Genomic DNA, 17,048 nt, shown 5'->3' on the forward strand with positions numbered 1-17,048 from the left:
GAGCGGTCAGGCGGGCTGGTCCCTCGGCGGCAGATACGGCGCCGTCGACGGCAGCGCCAGGTCCGAGGGGAGCAGGGAGCCGACCCAGCAGTCCCGACGTACGCCCTGCTGGACGATGGCGGAGCGGAGGGTGCCCTCCAGGGTGAACCCGGCGCGTTCGGCCACCGCGCGGGAGGGCTTGTTGCCGACCTCCGCGCGCCACTCCACACGGTCGATCGACAGCTGGACGAAGGCCCAGCGGGCCGCGGCGAGGACGGCCTCGGTGACGTAGCCGTTCCCGCGGTGCTCCTTCGTGCCCCAGAAGCCGACCTCCGCCTCGCTCATGGAACGCATCGTCAGACCGAGCATGCCGACCAGTTCCTCCCCTTCGGGGAGGAAGAGGCCCCAGGTGAACATCGAACCGTTCTGCCAGCCCTCGGGGACCAGTTCCTCAGTGAAGCTGTGGGCGTGCTCGCGCAGGTACGGGGAAGGGATCGTGGTCCAGCGCTGGATATCCGGATCCTGGGCGGCCTCGTACACGGTGTCGGTGTCCTTCTGGCCCACCGTGCGCATCAGGAGGCGGTCGGTGGTGAGCGTGACGGGTTCCATCGGCCGATTCTCCTCGCGGGTTCCTCGCAAGCGCCAACGTTTATGCGCTGAGTGAGCACGCGATCGCATTTCGCACAATTCATGGGTGGAACGCGGCACCATCCGCGACCCCCGTCCGTTGTCCCCTTTGACGGAGATTTGAAGCAGTGGACGCTCGTCGCCCCCGGCAGGCTCCCGGCGCGGCAGGGTCCTCGCATACGATGGCCGTTGCTCAGCCAAGTCAAATGGAAACCGACCGTCCCAGGCCCGACCGGCAAGGAGACCAACCCCCGTGTCCGTCCTCTCGAAGATCATGCGTGCAGGCGAAGGCAAGATCCTGCGCAAGCTGCACCGCATCGCGGACCAGGTCAACTCCATCGAAGAGGACTTCGTCGACCTCTCCGACGCCGAGCTGCGGGCCCTCACCGATGAGTACAAGCAGCGCTACACCGACGGTGAGAGCCTGGACGACCTGCTTCCCGAGGCCTTCGCCACCGTCCGTGAGGCCGCCAAGCGGGTCCTCGGCCAGCGGCACTACGACGTCCAGATCATGGGCGGCGCGGCCCTGCACCTCGGCTACGTGGCCGAGATGAAGACCGGTGAGGGCAAGACGCTCGTCGGCACGCTGCCCGCTTATCTGAACGCGCTGTCCGGCGAGGGCGTCCACCTGATCACGGTGAACGACTACCTGGCCGAGCGTGACTCCGAGATGATGGGCCGTGTCCACAAGTTCCTCGGCCTGGAAGTCGGCTGCATCCTCGCGAACATGACGCCGGCCCAGCGCCGCGAGCAGTACGCGTGCGACATCACCTACGGCACCAACAACGAGTTCGGCTTCGACTACCTGCGCGACAACATGGCGTGGTCCAAGGACGAACTCGTCCAGCGCGGACACAACTTCGCCATCGTCGACGAGGTCGACTCCATCCTCGTCGACGAGGCCCGTACGCCGCTGATCATCTCCGGCCCCGCCGACCAGGCCACCAAGTGGTACGGCGACTTCGCCAAGCTGGTCACGCGCCTGAAGAAAGGCGAGGCGGGCAACCCGCTCAAGGGCCTTGAGGAGACCGGCGACTACGACGTCGACGAGAAGAAGCGCACGGTCGCCATCCACGAGGCCGGTGTCGCCAAGGTCGAGGACTGGCTGGGCATCGACAACCTCTACGAGTCGGTGAACACCCCTCTGGTGGGCTACCTGAACAACGCCATCAAGGCGAAGGAGCTCTTCAAGAACGACAAGGACTACGTCGTCATCGACGGCGAGGTCATGATCGTCGACGAGCACACCGGCCGTATCCTCGCCGGCCGCCGCTACAACGAGGGCATGCACCAGGCGATCGAGGCGAAGGAAGGGGTGGACATCAAGGACGAGAACCAGACCCTCGCCACGATCACCCTCCAGAACTTCTTCCGCCTCTACAAGCGCCACGACCACAACGACAAGGAACAGCCCGGTCTGTGCGGCATGACCGGTACGGCGATGACCGAGGCCGCCGAGTTCCACCAGATCTACAAGCTCGGCGTGGTCCCGATCCCGACGAACAAGCCGATGATCCGCAAGGACCAGTCGGACCTGATCTACCGCACCGAGGTCGCGAAGTTCGAGGCGGTCGTCGACGACATCGTCGAGAAGCACGAGAAGGGCCAGCCGATCCTCGTCGGTACGACGTCGGTCGAGAAGTCCGAGTACCTCTCGCAGCAGCTGTCCAAGCGCGGTGTCCAGCACGAGGTGCTGAACGCCAAGCAGCACGACCGTGAGGCGATCATCGTCGCCCAGGCCGGCCGCAAGGGCGCCGTCACCGTGGCCACCAACATGGCCGGCCGTGGTACCGACATCAAGCTCGGCGGCAACCCCGAGGACCTCGCCGAGGCCGAGCTGCGTCAGCAGGGCCTCGACCCCGAGGAGCACATCGAGGAGTGGGCCCAGTACCTGCCCGCCGCCCTGGAGCGGGCCGAGCGGGCGGTCAAGGCCGAGAAGGACGAGGTCGAGGACCTCGGCGGCCTGTACGTGCTCGGTACCGAGCGGCACGAGTCGCGCCGTATCGACAACCAGCTGCGCGGTCGTTCCGGCCGTCAGGGCGACCCGGGCGAATCCCGCTTCTACCTCTCCCTCGGTGACGACCTGATGCGGCTGTTCAAGGCCCAGATGGTCGAGCGCGTGATGTCGATGGCGAACGTCCCGGACGACGTGCCGATCGAGAACAAGATGGTCACGCGCGCGATCGCGTCCGCCCAGTCGCAGGTCGAGCAGCAGAACTTCGAGACGCGTAAGAACGTCCTGAAGTACGACGAGGTCCTCAACCGTCAGCGCGAGGTCATCTACGGCGAGCGGCGCCGCGTCCTGGAGGGCGAGGACCTGCACGAGCAGGTGCAGCACTTCATGAACGACACGATCGACGCGTACATCGACGCGGAGACCGCCGAGGGCTTCGCCGAGGAGTGGGACCTGGACCGGCTGTGGGGGGCCTTCAAGCAGCTCTACCCGGTGAAGGTCACCATCGAGGAGCTGGAGGAGGCCGCGGGCGACCGGGCCGGTCTCACCGCCGAGTTCATCGCGGAGTCCATCAAGGACGACATCTACGAGCAGTACCAGGGCCGTGAGACGCAGCTGGGCTCCGAGATCATGCGTGAGCTGGAGCGCCGGGTTGTGCTGTCGGTCCTGGACCGCAAGTGGCGTGAGCACCTCTACGAGATGGACTACCTCCAGGAGGGCATCGGCCTGCGCGCGATGGCGCAGAAGGACCCGCTGGTCGAGTACCAGCGCGAGGGCTTCGACATGTTCACCGCGATGATGGAGGGCATCAAGGAGGAGTCCGTCGGCTACCTGTTCAACCTGGAGGTCCAGGTCGAGCAGCAGGTCGAGGAGGTCCCCGTCGAGGACACCAAGCCGGTGGCCGATCTGGAGAAGAAGGACGCGGTGCCGGCGCAGGCGGGCGCGCGTCCCGAGATCCGGGCCAAGGGGCTGGAGGCTCCGCGCCGTCCGGACCGGCTGCACTACACCGCGCCCAAGGTGGACGGCGAGGGTGACATCGTCGAGGGCGACTTCACCAACGGCGACGAGCCGGTGCGCTCCGAGGCTGACGGCCTCACGCGCGCGGAGCGCCGCAAGCAGGCGCGTGGTGGTCGTCGCCGCAAGAAGTGACGCAGGGCGCGATGCACAGAGCTCGATGCGCAGTGTGCGATGCGCAGTGTGCGATGCGCGGGGCGCCGCCGTTGAGTCGACGGTGACGGTGCCTGCGCGTCGGTACGGCGGCTGAAAGGGCCGGGTCTCCTTCGGGGGCCCGGCCCTTCGCTTTGGGGTGGCTTGGGATGGTTGGCTGCCGCCGTGCCGCCGTGCCGCCGTGCCGCCGTGCCGCCGTCGCCTCCGCCGGTTGTCGCGCGTGGTGCGGTCTGTGGGGCGTTCAGCGCGTTCCGCACGCAGGATGCCCTGATGCCCCGATGGCCGATGGCCGATGGCCGATGGCCGATGGCCTGTGGCCTCCGGCAGCCGTGGGTGGCCTGTGAGCCGTTCCGCGGTCAGTGGTCCCCGCCGCGCCTGCCGCGTCTGCCGCTGTCAGTCGTCGTTGGACCGGGGCCTGCGAGGGCCGCCCAGTTCCACCGCTGTGCAGCGCCAGCGGAGGTCGCCGCCCTGTTCCAGGCGGAAAGCCATCGCGCGCAGCTGGTCGCCGGCGGCGATGCGGGCGAAGGCCTCGATGGCGCCTGCGCGGGGCTCGCAGTAGCCGATGTCCCGGACGACGGGACGGGTGCCGCGGGTGCGCAGGGGGCCGCGTTCCGCCAGCCAGGCGAGCTCGTCGTAGGCGCGGCCCGCGGTGTGGCGGAGCATCGAGTGGACGGGGCGTTGGCCGCTCAGGACCAGGAGCAGGCGGTCGGCGAAGACGTCGGTGGGGCGGGGCTGGGGGACGGCGAGCCTCGGTGGGGAGGTGTGAGCCGCCGGGACGCCGTCGGTTGACAGGAGGCCGTCGGGGACGCCGTCGGTTGACGGGAGGCCGTCGGTTGCCCGGGTCCTGGCAGCGTGCGGCTTCGGGAGGTGCGGAGCGGGTGGCGTCGGGACGCGGGTGGCGGGTCGTGCCGGGAGCCTGGGAGCGCGCGGTGTCGGGACGCGGGAAGTGGAGGCCGGGGCGGTCTGGGGGCGGGTGTCCGTGGGGGCGGTTCGGGTGCGGGAGTTCCGGGCGCCGGGTGGGCGGTCTCCGGGGGATGCCGTGCGGGGCGTGCCGCCGCTCGGGCTGCGGGGTGGGGAGCCGGCCGGGCGGCGGGTGTCGTGGCGGGTCGGTGGGCGGGTGCCGGGGCGGTGCTGCGTCCTGGTCATGACCTTGTGCATGGGGTCCCCGTTCGGCGGGCCCGGAAGATACCGGGCAGTAACTTCATGGATGGTGATCTTGTACGGGGCCGTGGGGGCCGGGGGCAAGGAAGCGGGGGCCCGGGCGGGGCGGCCGGAATCTTCACTTATCCGGGTGATCGGGCGGCCCGGAAGGCAGTGGCCGCAAGGGAACCCAGGGTGAGTTCGTGGACCGGAGTGGACGCCTCGGAGGGTGAAGGTGGGGACTCGAAAGGGGACACCCGCACGTATCCTGAAGGCCCTCCGGGAGGTGCGGGACAGCCCTCTCCGGGTACCCGCGAAGCCCCACGAACACGAAAGCGGTCAGCCATGCGCGTCTACGTCCCTCTGACCCTCCCCGGCCTCGCCGAGGCGTACAAGACGGGAGAGCTGGGGGCCGGACCGCTCGTCGCGTTCGCCGTCACGCCCGCCTTGCGTGAGTGGTATCTCTCCGACGACATCGAGGAGTTGGAGTACGCGGCGCTGAACCGGGCCGCCCTCGCCTCGCTGCGGTTGCTCGCGGCGGACGCGGAGGCCGTGCGGCGCCGGGTCGTGGTCGCCGTCGACGTGGCCGACGGTGCGGCCGTCGCCGACCCCGACCGGGGGCTGGACCCCTCGGCGCTGGGCGAGGTGCGGATCGCCCGGGGTGTGGCGCTGGCCAGGGCGGCGGCCGTGCACATCGACGCGGACGACGCCGAGACGGACGTGGCGGCCGCCGCGGGGGCGCTGGCTGCGGCGGACGGCGGGGACGACGACGCGCAGTTCGTCGTGGACGGGGCCGAGGACCACGAGCTGCTGTGGTTCGCGACGCAGGAGATCCCGAACCTGGTGGGGCTGGGGGACTGAGTCGGCCCTCGGCCCGGCCCCCCTCCGGCCCCCCTCCGGCCTGCCTCCGGCCCGGCCCGCCTCCGGCCCGGCCCCCCTCCGGCCCCCCTCCGGCCCCCCTCCGGCCCCCCTCCGGCCCCCCTCCGGCCTGCCTCCGGCCCGGCCTGCCTCCGGCCCGGCCCGCCTCCGGCCCGGCCCGCCTCCGGCCCGGCCTGCCTCCGGCCTGCCTCCGGCCCGGCCTGCCTCCGGCCTGCCTCCGGCCCGGCCTGCCTCCGGCCTGCCTCCGGTCCGGCCCCCCTCCGGCCCCTCGCTACCCCGCTGACCTGCTGTTCTCATGATTGTCAGTGATGGCGGGTACGGTTTTCGGCATGGGGATGCGAGTAGGGGCGCACATCGTCTGGGACTGGAACGGGACGCTGTTCCACGACAATGACGCGATCATCGGGGCGACGAACGCGGCGTTCGGCGAGCTCGGGCTCGAGCCGATCACGATGGAGCAGTACCGGACGCTGTACTGCGTTCCGGTGCCGAAGTTCTACGAGCGGTTGCTCGGGCGGCTGCCCACCGACGCCGAGTGGGAGGTCATGGACGAGACCTTCCACCGGTACTACACCGAGCACCGGGTCAGGTGCGGGCTCACCGAGGGCGTGGGGGACCTGCTGACGCGGTGGCGATCCGGGGGGCGCAGCCAGTCCATCCTCAGCATGTACGGGCACGACGAGCTCGTCCCGCTGGTGCGCGGCTTCGGGATCGAGGAGCACTTCATACGGGTCGACGGGCGGACCGGGCCGTCCGGCGGCAGCAAGGCCGAGCACATGGTGCGGCACCTCAGGGCGCTCGCGAGAGTGGACCCCGCTCGCACGGTGGTGATCGGGGACGCCGCCGACGACGGGGTGGCGGCGCTGCACGTCGGGGCGCGTGCCGTGCTCTACACCGGCGGGTCGCACAGTCGGGCCAGCCTGGAGAAGGTCGGCGTGCCGGTGGTGGACACGCTGGGCGAGGCCGTCGCGGAGGCGGAACGCCTGGCTGCGTAAGCCGAACCCGACCCCCTAAGCGGCGGTCGAGCGCGGTGCCCCGGCCAACCGGCGCGAATCCCCGGTCGGCAGATGGCGCGAATCCCCGGTCGGCAGATGGCGCGGTGCCCCGGTCGGCCCGGGGCCAGGCACCGCGCCCCCACCGCCCAGCCCCTCAGGTGACCGGTGCCTTGGCCCGCAGCACCGTCAGGAACTCCCGCATCCAGCCGGAGTGGTCCGGCCAGGCGCGGGACGACACCAGGGTGCCGTCGACGACCGCCTCGGCGTCCTGGAACGTGGCGCCGGCGGCCTGCATGTCCAGTTCCAGTGCCGGGTACGCCGTGACGCGGCGGCCGCGGAGGCTGTCGATCGCCGCGGTGAGCAAGGGCCCGTGGCAGATCTGGGCCACCGGCTTGTCCGAGTCGAAGAAGGACTTGAGGATCTTGCGGAGCTCGGGGTCGTTGCGTAGGTATTCCGGAGCCCGGCCGCCGGGGATGACGACGGCCACGTACTCGCCGGGGTCGACCTCGGAGAAGGCCAGGTCGGCGGGCCAGGTGTAGCCGGGTTTCTCGGTGTAGGTGTCGAAGCCCGGCTCGAAGTCGTGGACCACGAACTGGAGCTTCTTGCGGGTGGGGGCCGCGATATGGACGTCGTAGCCCTCCTCGCGGAGGCGCTGGTAGGGGTACAGGACCTCCAGGGACTCCGCGGCGTCGCCGGTGACGATGAGGATCTTCGCTGTCATGTCGGGTGCGCTCCTCTGCTCGGCCGTCCTGCTGCAACGTGCCTCGGGTTCGGGGGCTTGCCAAGGGTTCGCGCGGCGTCCGTTGCCGACCCGTCCGGCCCGTTCCGCCTGCCCGCCCGACCCGTCCGGCCCGTTCCGCCTGCCCGCACGCACCGCCTGCCCGCACGTACCGCCGCGCACCCCGAGGGGCTCCGCCCGACGATCTCCGTGACGTCTCCCGACCATCTCCCGACCGTCTCCGTGACGTCTCCCGACCGTCTCCGGGTGACGTCTGTTTTCAGACACCGCTCGGGTCCGGATGGCGTGATTCCCGCCCGGTTCCGGGGTGCGGTCGTCGTCCCGGCCCTACATCTCAGCCTCCCCCGTGCTGTCCGACCCCGCCAGTTACGCCCACCCCGCACTGTTTGCCCCTGTGCAGAACGTCAAAGTTCTCCCCCTGGTTTTGTACACATACGGCTCATGACGGAGGCCCTGTAAGGAGCGATAGCCTTAGTGGCGTGATCAGCGCGATAGCTCGCGGGGGCACCGTTGCCCCTGCCCTGCGCCCGGCGACCACGGACGACATCCGTGACCGGGCGGCAGTCGCTGGTCCTCGCGGGCGGGAGGGAGCCGAGAGGGCTCCCGGTAAGCCATGTACACCCCGGGTCAGGGCGTCGCGGAGAGCAGCGTCACACCCCGGGGGCAGCTCAAGATTGGCTCATATACCCCCGCTCATCTCACCTCGCGGCATAGCGTCGAAGCAGACCGGACACCCCGCGTCGCGGCGTTACACCGGAGGGGAAGAGACCGTACTTCCTTCAACGTCACGCAACGGCGCGCGACAGGAGCCAGAGGACAATGCAGACCAAGCTGGACGAAGCCAAGGCCGAGCTGCTCGAGAGGGCCGCCCGGGTAGCTGAGAACAGCCCGGTCGGGGGGTACCTACCGACTGGGACCACGGACGAGAGCAGCCCCGGCACCCCGGACCACGACACCGTGCTCTCGTTCCTCCAGCGCTACTACCTGCACACCGCCCCCGAGGACCTCAGCGACCGCGACCCGGTCGACGTCTTCGGAGCCGCTTTCTCGCACTACCGGCTGGCCGAGAACCGCCCTCAGGGCACGGCCAACGTGCGGGTGCACACGCCCACCGTCGAAGAGAACGGCTGGATGTGCAGCCATTCCGTCGTCGAGGTCGTCACCGACGACATGCCCTTCCTCGTCGACTCCGTCACCAACGAGCTGACGCGGCAGGGGCGGGGGATCCATGTGGTCATCCACCCCCAGGTCTTCGTCCGCCGCGACGTCACCGGCAAGCTCATCGAGGTGCTGCCCACGCCGCCCGCCGGCGAGCCGCCGCACGACACCCACACCGAGTCCTGGATCCACGTAGAGATCGACCGCGAGACCGACCGCGGCGACCTGAAGCAGATCACCTCGGACCTGCTGCGCGTCCTGTCCGACGTCCGTGAGGCCGTCGAGGACTGGAGCAAGATGCGGGACCTGGCCCTGCGGATGGCCGACGAACTGCCGCGGGAGCCCCACTCCGACCTCCGTGAGCAGGAGTTCGAGGAGGCCCGCGAGCTGCTGCGCTGGCTGGCCGACGACCACTTCACCTTCCTCGGCTTCCGCGAGTACGAGCTGCGCGAGGACGACTCGCTGGCCGCCGTGCCGGGCACCGGCCTCGGCATCCTGCGCTCCGACCCGCACCACTCCGAGACCGACAGCCACCCGGTCAGCCCGTCCTTCGAGCGGCTGCCCGCCGACGCCCGCGCCAAGGCCCGCGAGCACAAGCTCCTCATCCTCACCAAGGCCAACAGCCGGGCGACCGTGCACCGGCCGTCGTACCTCGACTACGTCGGGGTGAAGAAGTTCAACGAGAACGGCGAGGTCGTCGGCGAGCGCCGCTTCCTGGGTCTGTTCTCCTCGGCCGCCTACACCGAGTCCGTCCGCCGCGTCCCCGTGATCCGCCGCAAGGTGGACGAGGTGCTCCAGGTCTCCGGCTTCTCGCCCAACAGCCACGACGGCCGCGACCTGCTCCAGATCCTGGAGACGTACCCGCGCGACGAGCTCTTCCAGACCCCCGTCGCCGAGCTCCAGCAGATCGCGACCTCCGTCCTCTACCTCCAGGAGCGCCGCCGGCTGCGGCTGTACCTGCGCCAGGACGAGTACGGCCGCTACTACTCGGCCCTCGTCTACCTGCCCCGCGACCGCTACACCACCGGCGTGCGCCTGCGGATCATCGACATCCTCAAGGAGGAGCTCGACGGCACCAGCGTCGACTTCACCGCCTGGAACACCGAGTCGATCCTCTCCCGGCTGCACTTCGTCGTCCGCGTCCCGCAGGGCACCGAGCTGCCGCAGCTGTCCGACGCCGACAAGGAGCGCATCGAGGCCCGCCTGGTCGAGGCCGCGCGGTCCTGGGCCGACGGTTTCGCCGACGCGCTGAACGGCGAACTCGGCGAGGAGCGCGCCGCCGAGCTGCTGCGCCGCTACTCCAACGCCTTCCCCGAGGGTTACAAGGCCGACCACTCCCCGCGCGCGGCGGTCTCCGACCTCGTCCACATCGAGCAGCTCACCGAGGAGAACACCTTCTCGCTGAGCCTGTACGAGCCGGTCGGCGCCGCCCCCGAGGAGCGCCGTTTCAAGATCTACCGCAAGGGCGCGGCCGTCTCCCTGTCCGCCGTCCTGCCGGTCCTCACCCGGCTCGGCGTCGAGGTCGTCGACGAGCGTCCCTACGAACTGCGCTGCTCCGACCGCAGCGTCGCCTGGATCTACGACTTCGGGCTGCGCATGGCCCCGCAGGCCGGCGGCGAGTACCTCGGCGACGACGCGCGCGAGCGGTTCTCGGAGGCGTTCGCCGCCACCTGGACCGGCAAGGCGGAGAACGACGGCTTCAACGCCCTCGTGCTGGGCGCCGGGCTCACCTGGCGGCAGGCGATGGTGCTGCGGGCGTACGCGAAGTACCTGCGTCAGGCCGGCTCCACCTTCAGCCAGGACTACATGGAGGACACCCTCCGAAACAATGTCCACACCACCCGGCTGCTCGTCTCCCTGTTCGAGGCGCGGATGTCGCCGGACCGCCAGCGCGCGGGCCACGAGATCGTCGACGCGCTGCTCGAAGAGGTCGACGCGGCGCTCGACCAGGTGGCGAGCCTCGACGAGGACCGGATCCTGCGGTCCTTCCTCACCGTGATCAAGGCGACGCTGCGGACGAACTTCTTCCAGGAGGCCGCGGGGGGTCACCCGCACGACTACGTCTCCATGAAGTTCGACCCGCAGGCCATCCCCGACCTGCCCGCGCCGCGCCCGGCGTTCGAGATCTGGGTCTACTCGCCGCGCGTCGAGGGCGTGCACCTGCGCTTCGGCAAGGTCGCGCGCGGCGGTCTGCGCTGGTCCGACCGGCGTGAGGACTTCCGCACCGAGATCCTCGGCCTGGTCAAGGCGCAGATGGTGAAGAACACCGTCATCGTGCCGGTCGGCGCCAAGGGCGGCTTCGTCGCCAAGCAGCTCCCGGACCCGTCCGTGGACCGGGACGCGTGGCTGGCCGAGGGCGTGGCGAGCTACAAGACGTTCATCTCGGCGCTGCTCGACATCACCGACAACATGGTGGCCGGCGACGTCGTGCCGCCCGCCGACGTCGTACGGCACGACGAGGACGACACCTACCTCGTCGTCGCCGCCGACAAGGGCACCGCGACCTTCTCCGACATCGCCAACGGGGTCGCCGAGCAGTACAACTTCTGGCTCGGGGACGCGTTCGCCTCGGGCGGCTCGGCCGGCTACGACCACAAGGGCATGGGCATCACCGCCCGCGGCGCCTGGGAGTCCGTCAAGCGGCACTTCCGGGAGCTGGGCGTGGACACGCAGACCGAGGACTTCACGGTCGTCGGCATCGGCGACATGTCCGGTGACGTGTTCGGCAACGGCATGCTGCTCAGCGAGCACATCCGGCTGGTCGCCGCCTTCGACCACCGGCACATCTTCATCGACCCGAACCCGGACGCGGCCACCTCCCACGCCGAGCGCCGCCGCGTCTTCGAGCTGCCCCGCTCCAGCTGGGAGGACTACGACACCGAGCTGATCTCGGCCGGTGGCGGTGTCTTCCCGCGCAGCGCCAAGGCCATCCCGGTCAACGCGCACATCCGCGAGGCCCTGGGCATCGAGGGCAAGGTCGCCAAGATGACCCCGGCCGAGCTGATGAAGGCCATCCTCCAGTCGCCGGTGGACCTGCTGTGGAACGGCGGCATCGGTACGTACGTCAAGGCGAGCACCGAGACCCACGCCGACGTCGGCGACAAGGCCAACGACGCCATCCGCGTCGACGGCGCCGACCTCAGGGTCAAGGTCGTCGGCGAGGGCGGCAACCTCGGTCTGACCCAGCTGGGCCGGATCGAGTTCGCGCGGCACGGCGGCAAGATCAACACCGACGCCATCGACAACAGCGCGGGCGTGGACACCTCCGACCACGAGGTGAACATCAAGATCCTGCTCAACGGCCTGGTCGCCGAGGGCGACATGACCGTCAAGCAGCGCAACAAGCTGCTCGCCGGGATGACCGACGAGGTCGGCCGACTCGTCCTGCGCAACAACTACGCGCAGAACACGGCGATCGCCAACGCCCTCGCCCAGTCCGGCGCCATGCTCCACGCCCAGCAGCGCTTCATGAAGCACCTGGTCAGGGAGGGGCACCTGGACCGGGCGCTGGAGTTCCTGCCCACCGACCGCCAGATCCGCGAACGCCTGACCGCCGACCACGGCCTGACCGGCCCGGAGACGGCCGTCCTGATGGCGTACACGAAGATCACGGTCGCCGAGGAGCTGCTGCACACCACGCTGCCGGACGACCCGTACCTGAGCACGCTGCTGCACGCGTACTTCCCGACCGAGCTGCGCGAGCAGTTCCCGGAGCACCTCGTCAGCCACCCGCTGCGCCGTGAGATCACCATGACCGTGCTGGTCAACGACACGGTCAACACGGGCGGTACGACGTATCTGCACCGGCTGCGCGAGGAGACGGGTGCCTCGCTGGAGGAGATCGTCCGGGCGCAGACCGTGGCCCGCGCGATCTTCCGCTCGGCGGAGGTGTGGGACGCGGTCGAGGCGCTCGACAACAAGGTCGAGGCCGCCGTCCAGACCCGGATCAGGCTGCACTCGCGCCGGCTCGTCGAGCGCGGTACGCGCTGGCTGCTCAACAACCGGCCGCAGCCGCTCCAGCTCGCCGACACGGTCGACTTCTTCGGCGAGCGGGTGGAGCAGGTGTGGTCGCAGCTGCCGAAGCTGCTGCGCGGCGAGGATTCGGAGTGGTACCAGCGGATCCACGACGAGCTGACCGAGTCCGGAGTCCCCGTCGAACTCGCCACGCGGGTCGCCGGGTTCTCCTCCGCCTTCCCGACGCTCGACATCGTCTCGGTGGCCGACCGCATGGGCAAGGACCCGATGGACGTCGCGGAGGTCTACTACGACCTCGCCGACCGGCTGAACATCACGCAGCTCATGGACCGCATCATCGAGCTGCCGCGTACGGACCGCTGGCAGTCCATGGCCCGCGCCTCCATCCGCGAGGACCTCTACGCCGCCCACGCGGCTCTGACCTCGGACGTCCTGGCCGCCGGCAACGGCGCCGCGACGCCCGAGCAGCGCTTCACCTCGTGGGAGAAGAAGAACGGCGCGATCCTCGGCCGGGCGCGCACGACCCTGGAGGAGATCCGCGGGTCGGACGAGTTCGACCTGGCCAACCTGTCGGTGGCGATGCGCACGATGAGGACGCTGCTGCGGACGCACACGTGAGCGGTGTGACGCCGTAAGGCGTACGCGTGAGGGCGCCCCGGGCTGTCACAGCCCGGGCGCCCTCACGTACGGGGATGTCCTACGAGGAGACCGGCGCCGGCTTGGGCTTGGGCTTGGGCTTGGCCGCCTTGTCGCCCGTGAACGCCTCGTACTCCTTCAGTACCTCGTCCGTCGGCCCGTCCATGCGCAGTTCGCCGCGCTCCAGCCACAGGACGCGGTCGCAGGTGTCGCGGATCGACTTGTTGTTGTGGCTGACCAGGAACACCGTGCCGGCATGCTTGCGCAGTTCGCGGATCCTGGCCTCGGAGCGCTTCTGGAAGGAGCGGTCGCCGGTCGCCAGCGCCTCGTCGATCAGCAGGACGTCGTGGTCCTTGGCGGCGGCGATGGAGAAGCGCAGCCGGGCCGCCATGCCGGAGGAGTACGTGCGCATGGGAAGGGTGATGAAGTCGCCCTTCTCGTTGATGCCGGAGAAGTCGACGATCTCCTGGTACCGGTCCTTGACCTGCTCGCGGGACATGCCCATCGCGAGGCCGCCGAGGTGGACGTTGCGCTCGCCCGTGAGGTCGTTCATCAGGGCCGCGTTCACACCCAGCAGGGAGGGCTGGCCGTCGGTGTAGATGTGGCCGTTCTCCACCGGGAGCAGACCCGCGACCGCCTTGAGCAGCGTCGACTTGCCGGAGCCGTTGGTGCCGATGAGGCCGATGGCCTCGCCCCGGTACGCCACGAAGGAGACCTTCTTGACCGCGTGCACCTTGCGCACGCCCGCCGCCTTCTCGGCCTGCCCCCGGCGCAGGATGCGGTTGAGGGCGGCGGTGGCGGAGCCGCGGCCGGCGCCGGTGCCGTTGACGCGGTAGACGATGTCGACGCCGTCGGCGATGACGGTGGGGATGTTGTCGCTCGGGTTCTCAGCCACGGCCGTACCTCTCCTCAGCCTTCCAGAAGTAGATGAAGCCGCCGACGCCGGCCAGCAGGGCCCAGCCCGTCGCGACGGCCCACACGTGCGGCGGGAGCTGGCTCGCGTGGAAGCTGTCGATGAGCGCGAAGCGCATCAGGTCGATGTAGACGGCGGCCGGGTTGACCTGGAGGAGCTCGGGCACCCACGACGGCAGGCCCTTGTGACCGCTCGTGACGTGGCTGATGCTGAACATCACGCCGGAGGCGTACATCCAGGTGCGCAGCACGAACGGCATCAGCTGCGCGATGTCCGGGGTCTTGGCGCCCATGCGTGCCATGACCATCGCGACGCCCGCGTTGAAGGTGAACTGGAGGAACAGCGCCGGGAGCACCAGCAGCCAGGACGCGGCGACCGGAATGCCGAAGCAGAGCAGGATGACGAACAGGGCGGCCATCGAGAACAGCAGTTGCTGGAGCTGCTGCAGCGCGAAGGAGATCGGCAGCGCGGCCCGCGGGAAGTGCAGGGCGCGGACCAGGCCCAGGTTCCCGGAGATCGCGCGGGTGCCCGTCATGATCGAGCTCTGGGTGAACGTCCAGACGAACACCCCGGTCACCAGGAACGGGATGTAGTCGGCCACGCCGCGGCTGGTGTTCAGCAGCTCGCCGAAGATGAAGTAGTACACCGCCGCGTTCAGCAACGGCGTCATCACCTGCCAGACCTGGCCGAGTTTCGCCTGGCTGTACTGGGCGGTGAGCTTGGCGGTGGCGAAGGCGCCGATGAAGTGGCGGCGGGCCCACAGCTGCCGGACGTACTCGGGCAGGGAGGGGCGGGCACCGCTGACCGTGAGACCGTGCCGGGCGGCGAGCGCCGCGAGGTCGGGCGGGGCCGGGGCGGGTGTCGTCGGGGGCGGCGTGTCGAGGACCTGGCTCACATCCGCTGCTTTCGCTCGTGGGGAGGGGGGCGGTGACGTTCTCTTACGTGACTCTTCACGTTTTCTTACGTCGGGACGGGACCGTATCGTCGCAACGTGAGCGTAGGGCGAGTGGGCGTCGGAACGCAACCGTTTCGTCGTCGCGTGAGCGAGGTTACGGCAACGTGGGGACGGGACCGTATCGTCGTAACGCCCTATGCTGTTCGCATGACGACCAACGCCGACCAGCCCAAGACGCCTGCGCGCCGCCGGGCCCCCGCCGGGGCGGCCGTCCTCCGGGAGGACGTGACCGAGGCCATCCGGGCGGCGGTCTTCGAGGAACTGGCGGCCGTCGGCTACGCGCGCATGTCGATCGAGGGCATCGCGCGCCGGGCGGGCGTCGGCAAGACCGCGGTGTACCGGCGCTGGCGTTCCAAGCTGCACCTGGTGCTCGACGTGGTGTCCGCGGTGGCCGTGATGGGACTGCCGGTCCCGGACACCGGCTCCCTTCAGGGCGATCTGCGGCTGCTGTACGAGGTGACCGCGCGCGCCCTGCGGCACCCCCTGGCCTCGCAGATCCTCCCGGACCTCCAGGCCGAGGCGGCCCGCAGTCCCGAGATCGCGCAGGCCGTGCAGAAGGCACTGCGGGACGGGCAGGCGAGCGTGGCCAGCGGCATCGTGATGGCCGCGGAGAAGCGCGGCGAGGTGCGCCCCGGCATCGACGAGGAGCTGGCCCTGGATCTGATCTCCGGCCCGCTGTACTGGCGTTCCGTCGTGATCCGCAGCCCCAAGGTGCCCAAGGGCTATCTGGACGCCCTGTCCCGCGCCACCGCGCACGCCCTCAAGGCGCTGTGAACCGGCCGCGCGCAGCGCCCCGCCCGCCCGCCGGGCGAGGCGGCGTCACCGCGGGCGGTGACCGCGACGGCGGACCGCCGTGGGGCGGGTCGGCCGCGGGTGGACCCCCGCTGTGGGGGCGGCGCGGCCGACGTTGCCGCTGATGGAGAGGTGCCGGTGAGGTCGGGTCAGTCGCGGGCCGCGTCCGGGTGCCGGCGTACCCAGCCCGCCCATGCCGACGCGATCATGTCCTGGACGTCGTGCTTGGCCTTCCAGTCCAGCTCGGTGGCGATGCGGTCGGCCGAGGCGACGACGCGCGCCGGGTCGCCGGGGCGGCGCGGGGTGACGGTGGGCGGGCGGTCGTAGCCGGTGACGGCGTTGATGCGGTCGATCATCTCGCGCACCGAAACGCCCTCGCCGCGGCCGATGTTGAGGGTGAGGTCGTGGCCCGGCGAGTCCTGGAGGGCGCGGGCGGCGGCGACATGGGCCTCCGCCAGGTCGACCACGTGGATGTAGTCGCGGATGCAGGTGCCGTCGGGGGTCGGGTAGTCGTCGCCGAAGATGCGCGGGGGCGCGTTCTCCGTCAGCTTCTCGAAGACCATCGGGACGAGGTTGAAGACGCCGGTGTCGGCGAGCTCGGGGGTGGCCGCGCCAGCCACGTTGAAGTAGCGGAGCGACGCCGTGGCCAGGCCCGTTGCCTTGCCGGTCGCCCGCACCAGCCACTCACCCGCCAGCTTGGTCTCTCCGTACGGCGACATCGGCGCGCACGGCGTCTCCTCCGTCACCAGGTCGACGTCAGGCATGCCGTACACCGCCGCCGAGGAGGAGAAGACGAAGGACCGCACGTCGGCCGCCGTCACGGCCTCCAGGAGCACCCGCAGGCCCTCGACGTTCTCCCGGTAGTAGAGCAGTGGCAGATCGACCGACTCGCCGACCTGCTTCTTCGCCGCGAGGTGGACGACACCGGTGATGCGGTGGGCCGCGATCGCGCGGGCGACGCGCTCACGGTCCAGGGTCGAGCCGACGACCAGCGGGACGCTGTCGGGCACACGGTCGGCGATGCCGGTGGACAGGTCGTCGTAGACCACGGCGCGCTCGCCCGCCTCGGTCATCGCCCGTACGACGTGCGCTCCGATGTAACCGGCGCCGCCGGTGATCAGCCAGGACATGTGCGGCCG

General features: G+C 70.2%; 11 protein-coding genes. 5 read left to right on the top strand and 6 right to left on the bottom strand.

Annotation, left to right across the window (positions count from 1 at the left end; all coding sequences use genetic code 11):
- Positions 1 to 6: 6 nt before the first annotated feature.
- On the bottom strand, positions 7 to 588 hold the full coding sequence (locus tag AC3ETA_RS36845; protein ID WP_432197243.1) for a GNAT family N-acetyltransferase: 582 nt from the start codon (positions 586 to 588) through the stop codon (positions 7 to 9).
- A 271-nt stretch (positions 589 to 859) separates the two neighbouring features.
- Between AC3ETA_RS36845 and secA the strand changes: the two genes are divergently transcribed.
- Positions 860 to 3,709 (top strand): preprotein translocase subunit SecA, encoded by a 2,850-nt coding sequence (gene secA, locus AC3ETA_RS36850; protein WP_432197244.1) that lies wholly within the window; start codon positions 860 to 862, stop codon positions 3,707 to 3,709.
- Between the two features lie 411 nt (positions 3,710 to 4,120).
- Here secA and AC3ETA_RS36855 read toward each other — a convergent pair whose 3' ends face one another.
- Positions 4,121 to 4,885 (bottom strand): Rv3235 family protein, encoded by a 765-nt coding sequence (locus AC3ETA_RS36855; protein ID WP_432197245.1) that lies wholly within the window; start codon positions 4,883 to 4,885, stop codon positions 4,121 to 4,123.
- Positions 4,886 to 5,212: 327 nt separating this feature from the next.
- Here AC3ETA_RS36855 and AC3ETA_RS36860 point away from each other — a divergent pair, with 327 nt between their 5' ends.
- Both AC3ETA_RS36860 and AC3ETA_RS36865 read left to right on the top strand, forming a co-directional pair.
- Positions 5,213 to 5,728, top strand: a complete 516-nt coding sequence (locus AC3ETA_RS36860; protein WP_432197246.1) for a DUF6912 family protein — start codon at positions 5,213 to 5,215, stop codon at positions 5,726 to 5,728.
- A gap of 347 nt (positions 5,729 to 6,075) precedes the next feature.
- Positions 6,076 to 6,741: an HAD family hydrolase gene (locus AC3ETA_RS36865; RefSeq protein WP_432197247.1), complete on the top strand. Its 666-nt coding sequence runs from the start codon at positions 6,076 to 6,078 to the stop codon at positions 6,739 to 6,741.
- Positions 6,742 to 6,895: 154 nt separating this feature from the next.
- On the opposite strand, the gene AC3ETA_RS36870 is transcribed toward AC3ETA_RS36865, so the two are convergent.
- The gene (locus AC3ETA_RS36870) at positions 6,896 to 7,462 is read right to left on the bottom strand and encodes a DJ-1/PfpI family protein (protein WP_126903376.1); all 567 of its coding nucleotides are present in this window, start codon (positions 7,460 to 7,462) and stop codon (positions 6,896 to 6,898) included.
- A gap of 837 nt (positions 7,463 to 8,299) precedes the next feature.
- On the opposite strand from AC3ETA_RS36870, the gene AC3ETA_RS36875 reads away from it, so the two are divergent.
- Positions 8,300 to 13,231 (top strand): NAD-glutamate dehydrogenase, encoded by a 4,932-nt coding sequence (locus tag AC3ETA_RS36875; RefSeq protein ID WP_432197248.1) that lies wholly within the window; start codon positions 8,300 to 8,302, stop codon positions 13,229 to 13,231.
- Positions 13,232 to 13,310: 79 nt separating this feature from the next.
- Here the strand turns inward: AC3ETA_RS36875 and AC3ETA_RS36880 are convergent, their stop codons facing one another.
- Positions 13,311 to 14,144 (bottom strand): ABC transporter ATP-binding protein, encoded by an 834-nt coding sequence (locus AC3ETA_RS36880; protein WP_432197249.1) that lies wholly within the window; start codon positions 14,142 to 14,144, stop codon positions 13,311 to 13,313.
- On the bottom strand, positions 14,137 to 15,057 hold the full coding sequence (locus AC3ETA_RS36885; protein ID WP_432197250.1) for an ABC transporter permease: 921 nt from the start codon (positions 15,055 to 15,057) through the stop codon (positions 14,137 to 14,139). Before AC3ETA_RS36885 ends, AC3ETA_RS36880 begins: the two co-directional genes overlap by 8 nt.
- A 207-nt stretch (positions 15,058 to 15,264) precedes the next feature.
- Here AC3ETA_RS36885 and AC3ETA_RS36890 point away from each other — a divergent pair, with 207 nt between their 5' ends.
- On the top strand, positions 15,265 to 15,891 hold the full coding sequence (locus tag AC3ETA_RS36890; RefSeq protein WP_432197251.1) for a TetR/AcrR family transcriptional regulator: 627 nt from the start codon (positions 15,265 to 15,267) through the stop codon (positions 15,889 to 15,891).
- A gap of 167 nt (positions 15,892 to 16,058) precedes the next feature.
- On the opposite strand, the gene galE is transcribed toward AC3ETA_RS36890, so the two are convergent.
- Positions 16,059 to 17,039 (bottom strand): UDP-glucose 4-epimerase GalE, encoded by a 981-nt coding sequence (gene galE, locus AC3ETA_RS36895; RefSeq protein ID WP_432197252.1) that lies wholly within the window; start codon positions 17,037 to 17,039, stop codon positions 16,059 to 16,061.
- Between the last annotated feature and the right edge of the window lie 9 nt (positions 17,040 to 17,048).

The sequence above is a fragment of the Streptomyces sp. bgisy027 genome, assembly GCF_057710365.1.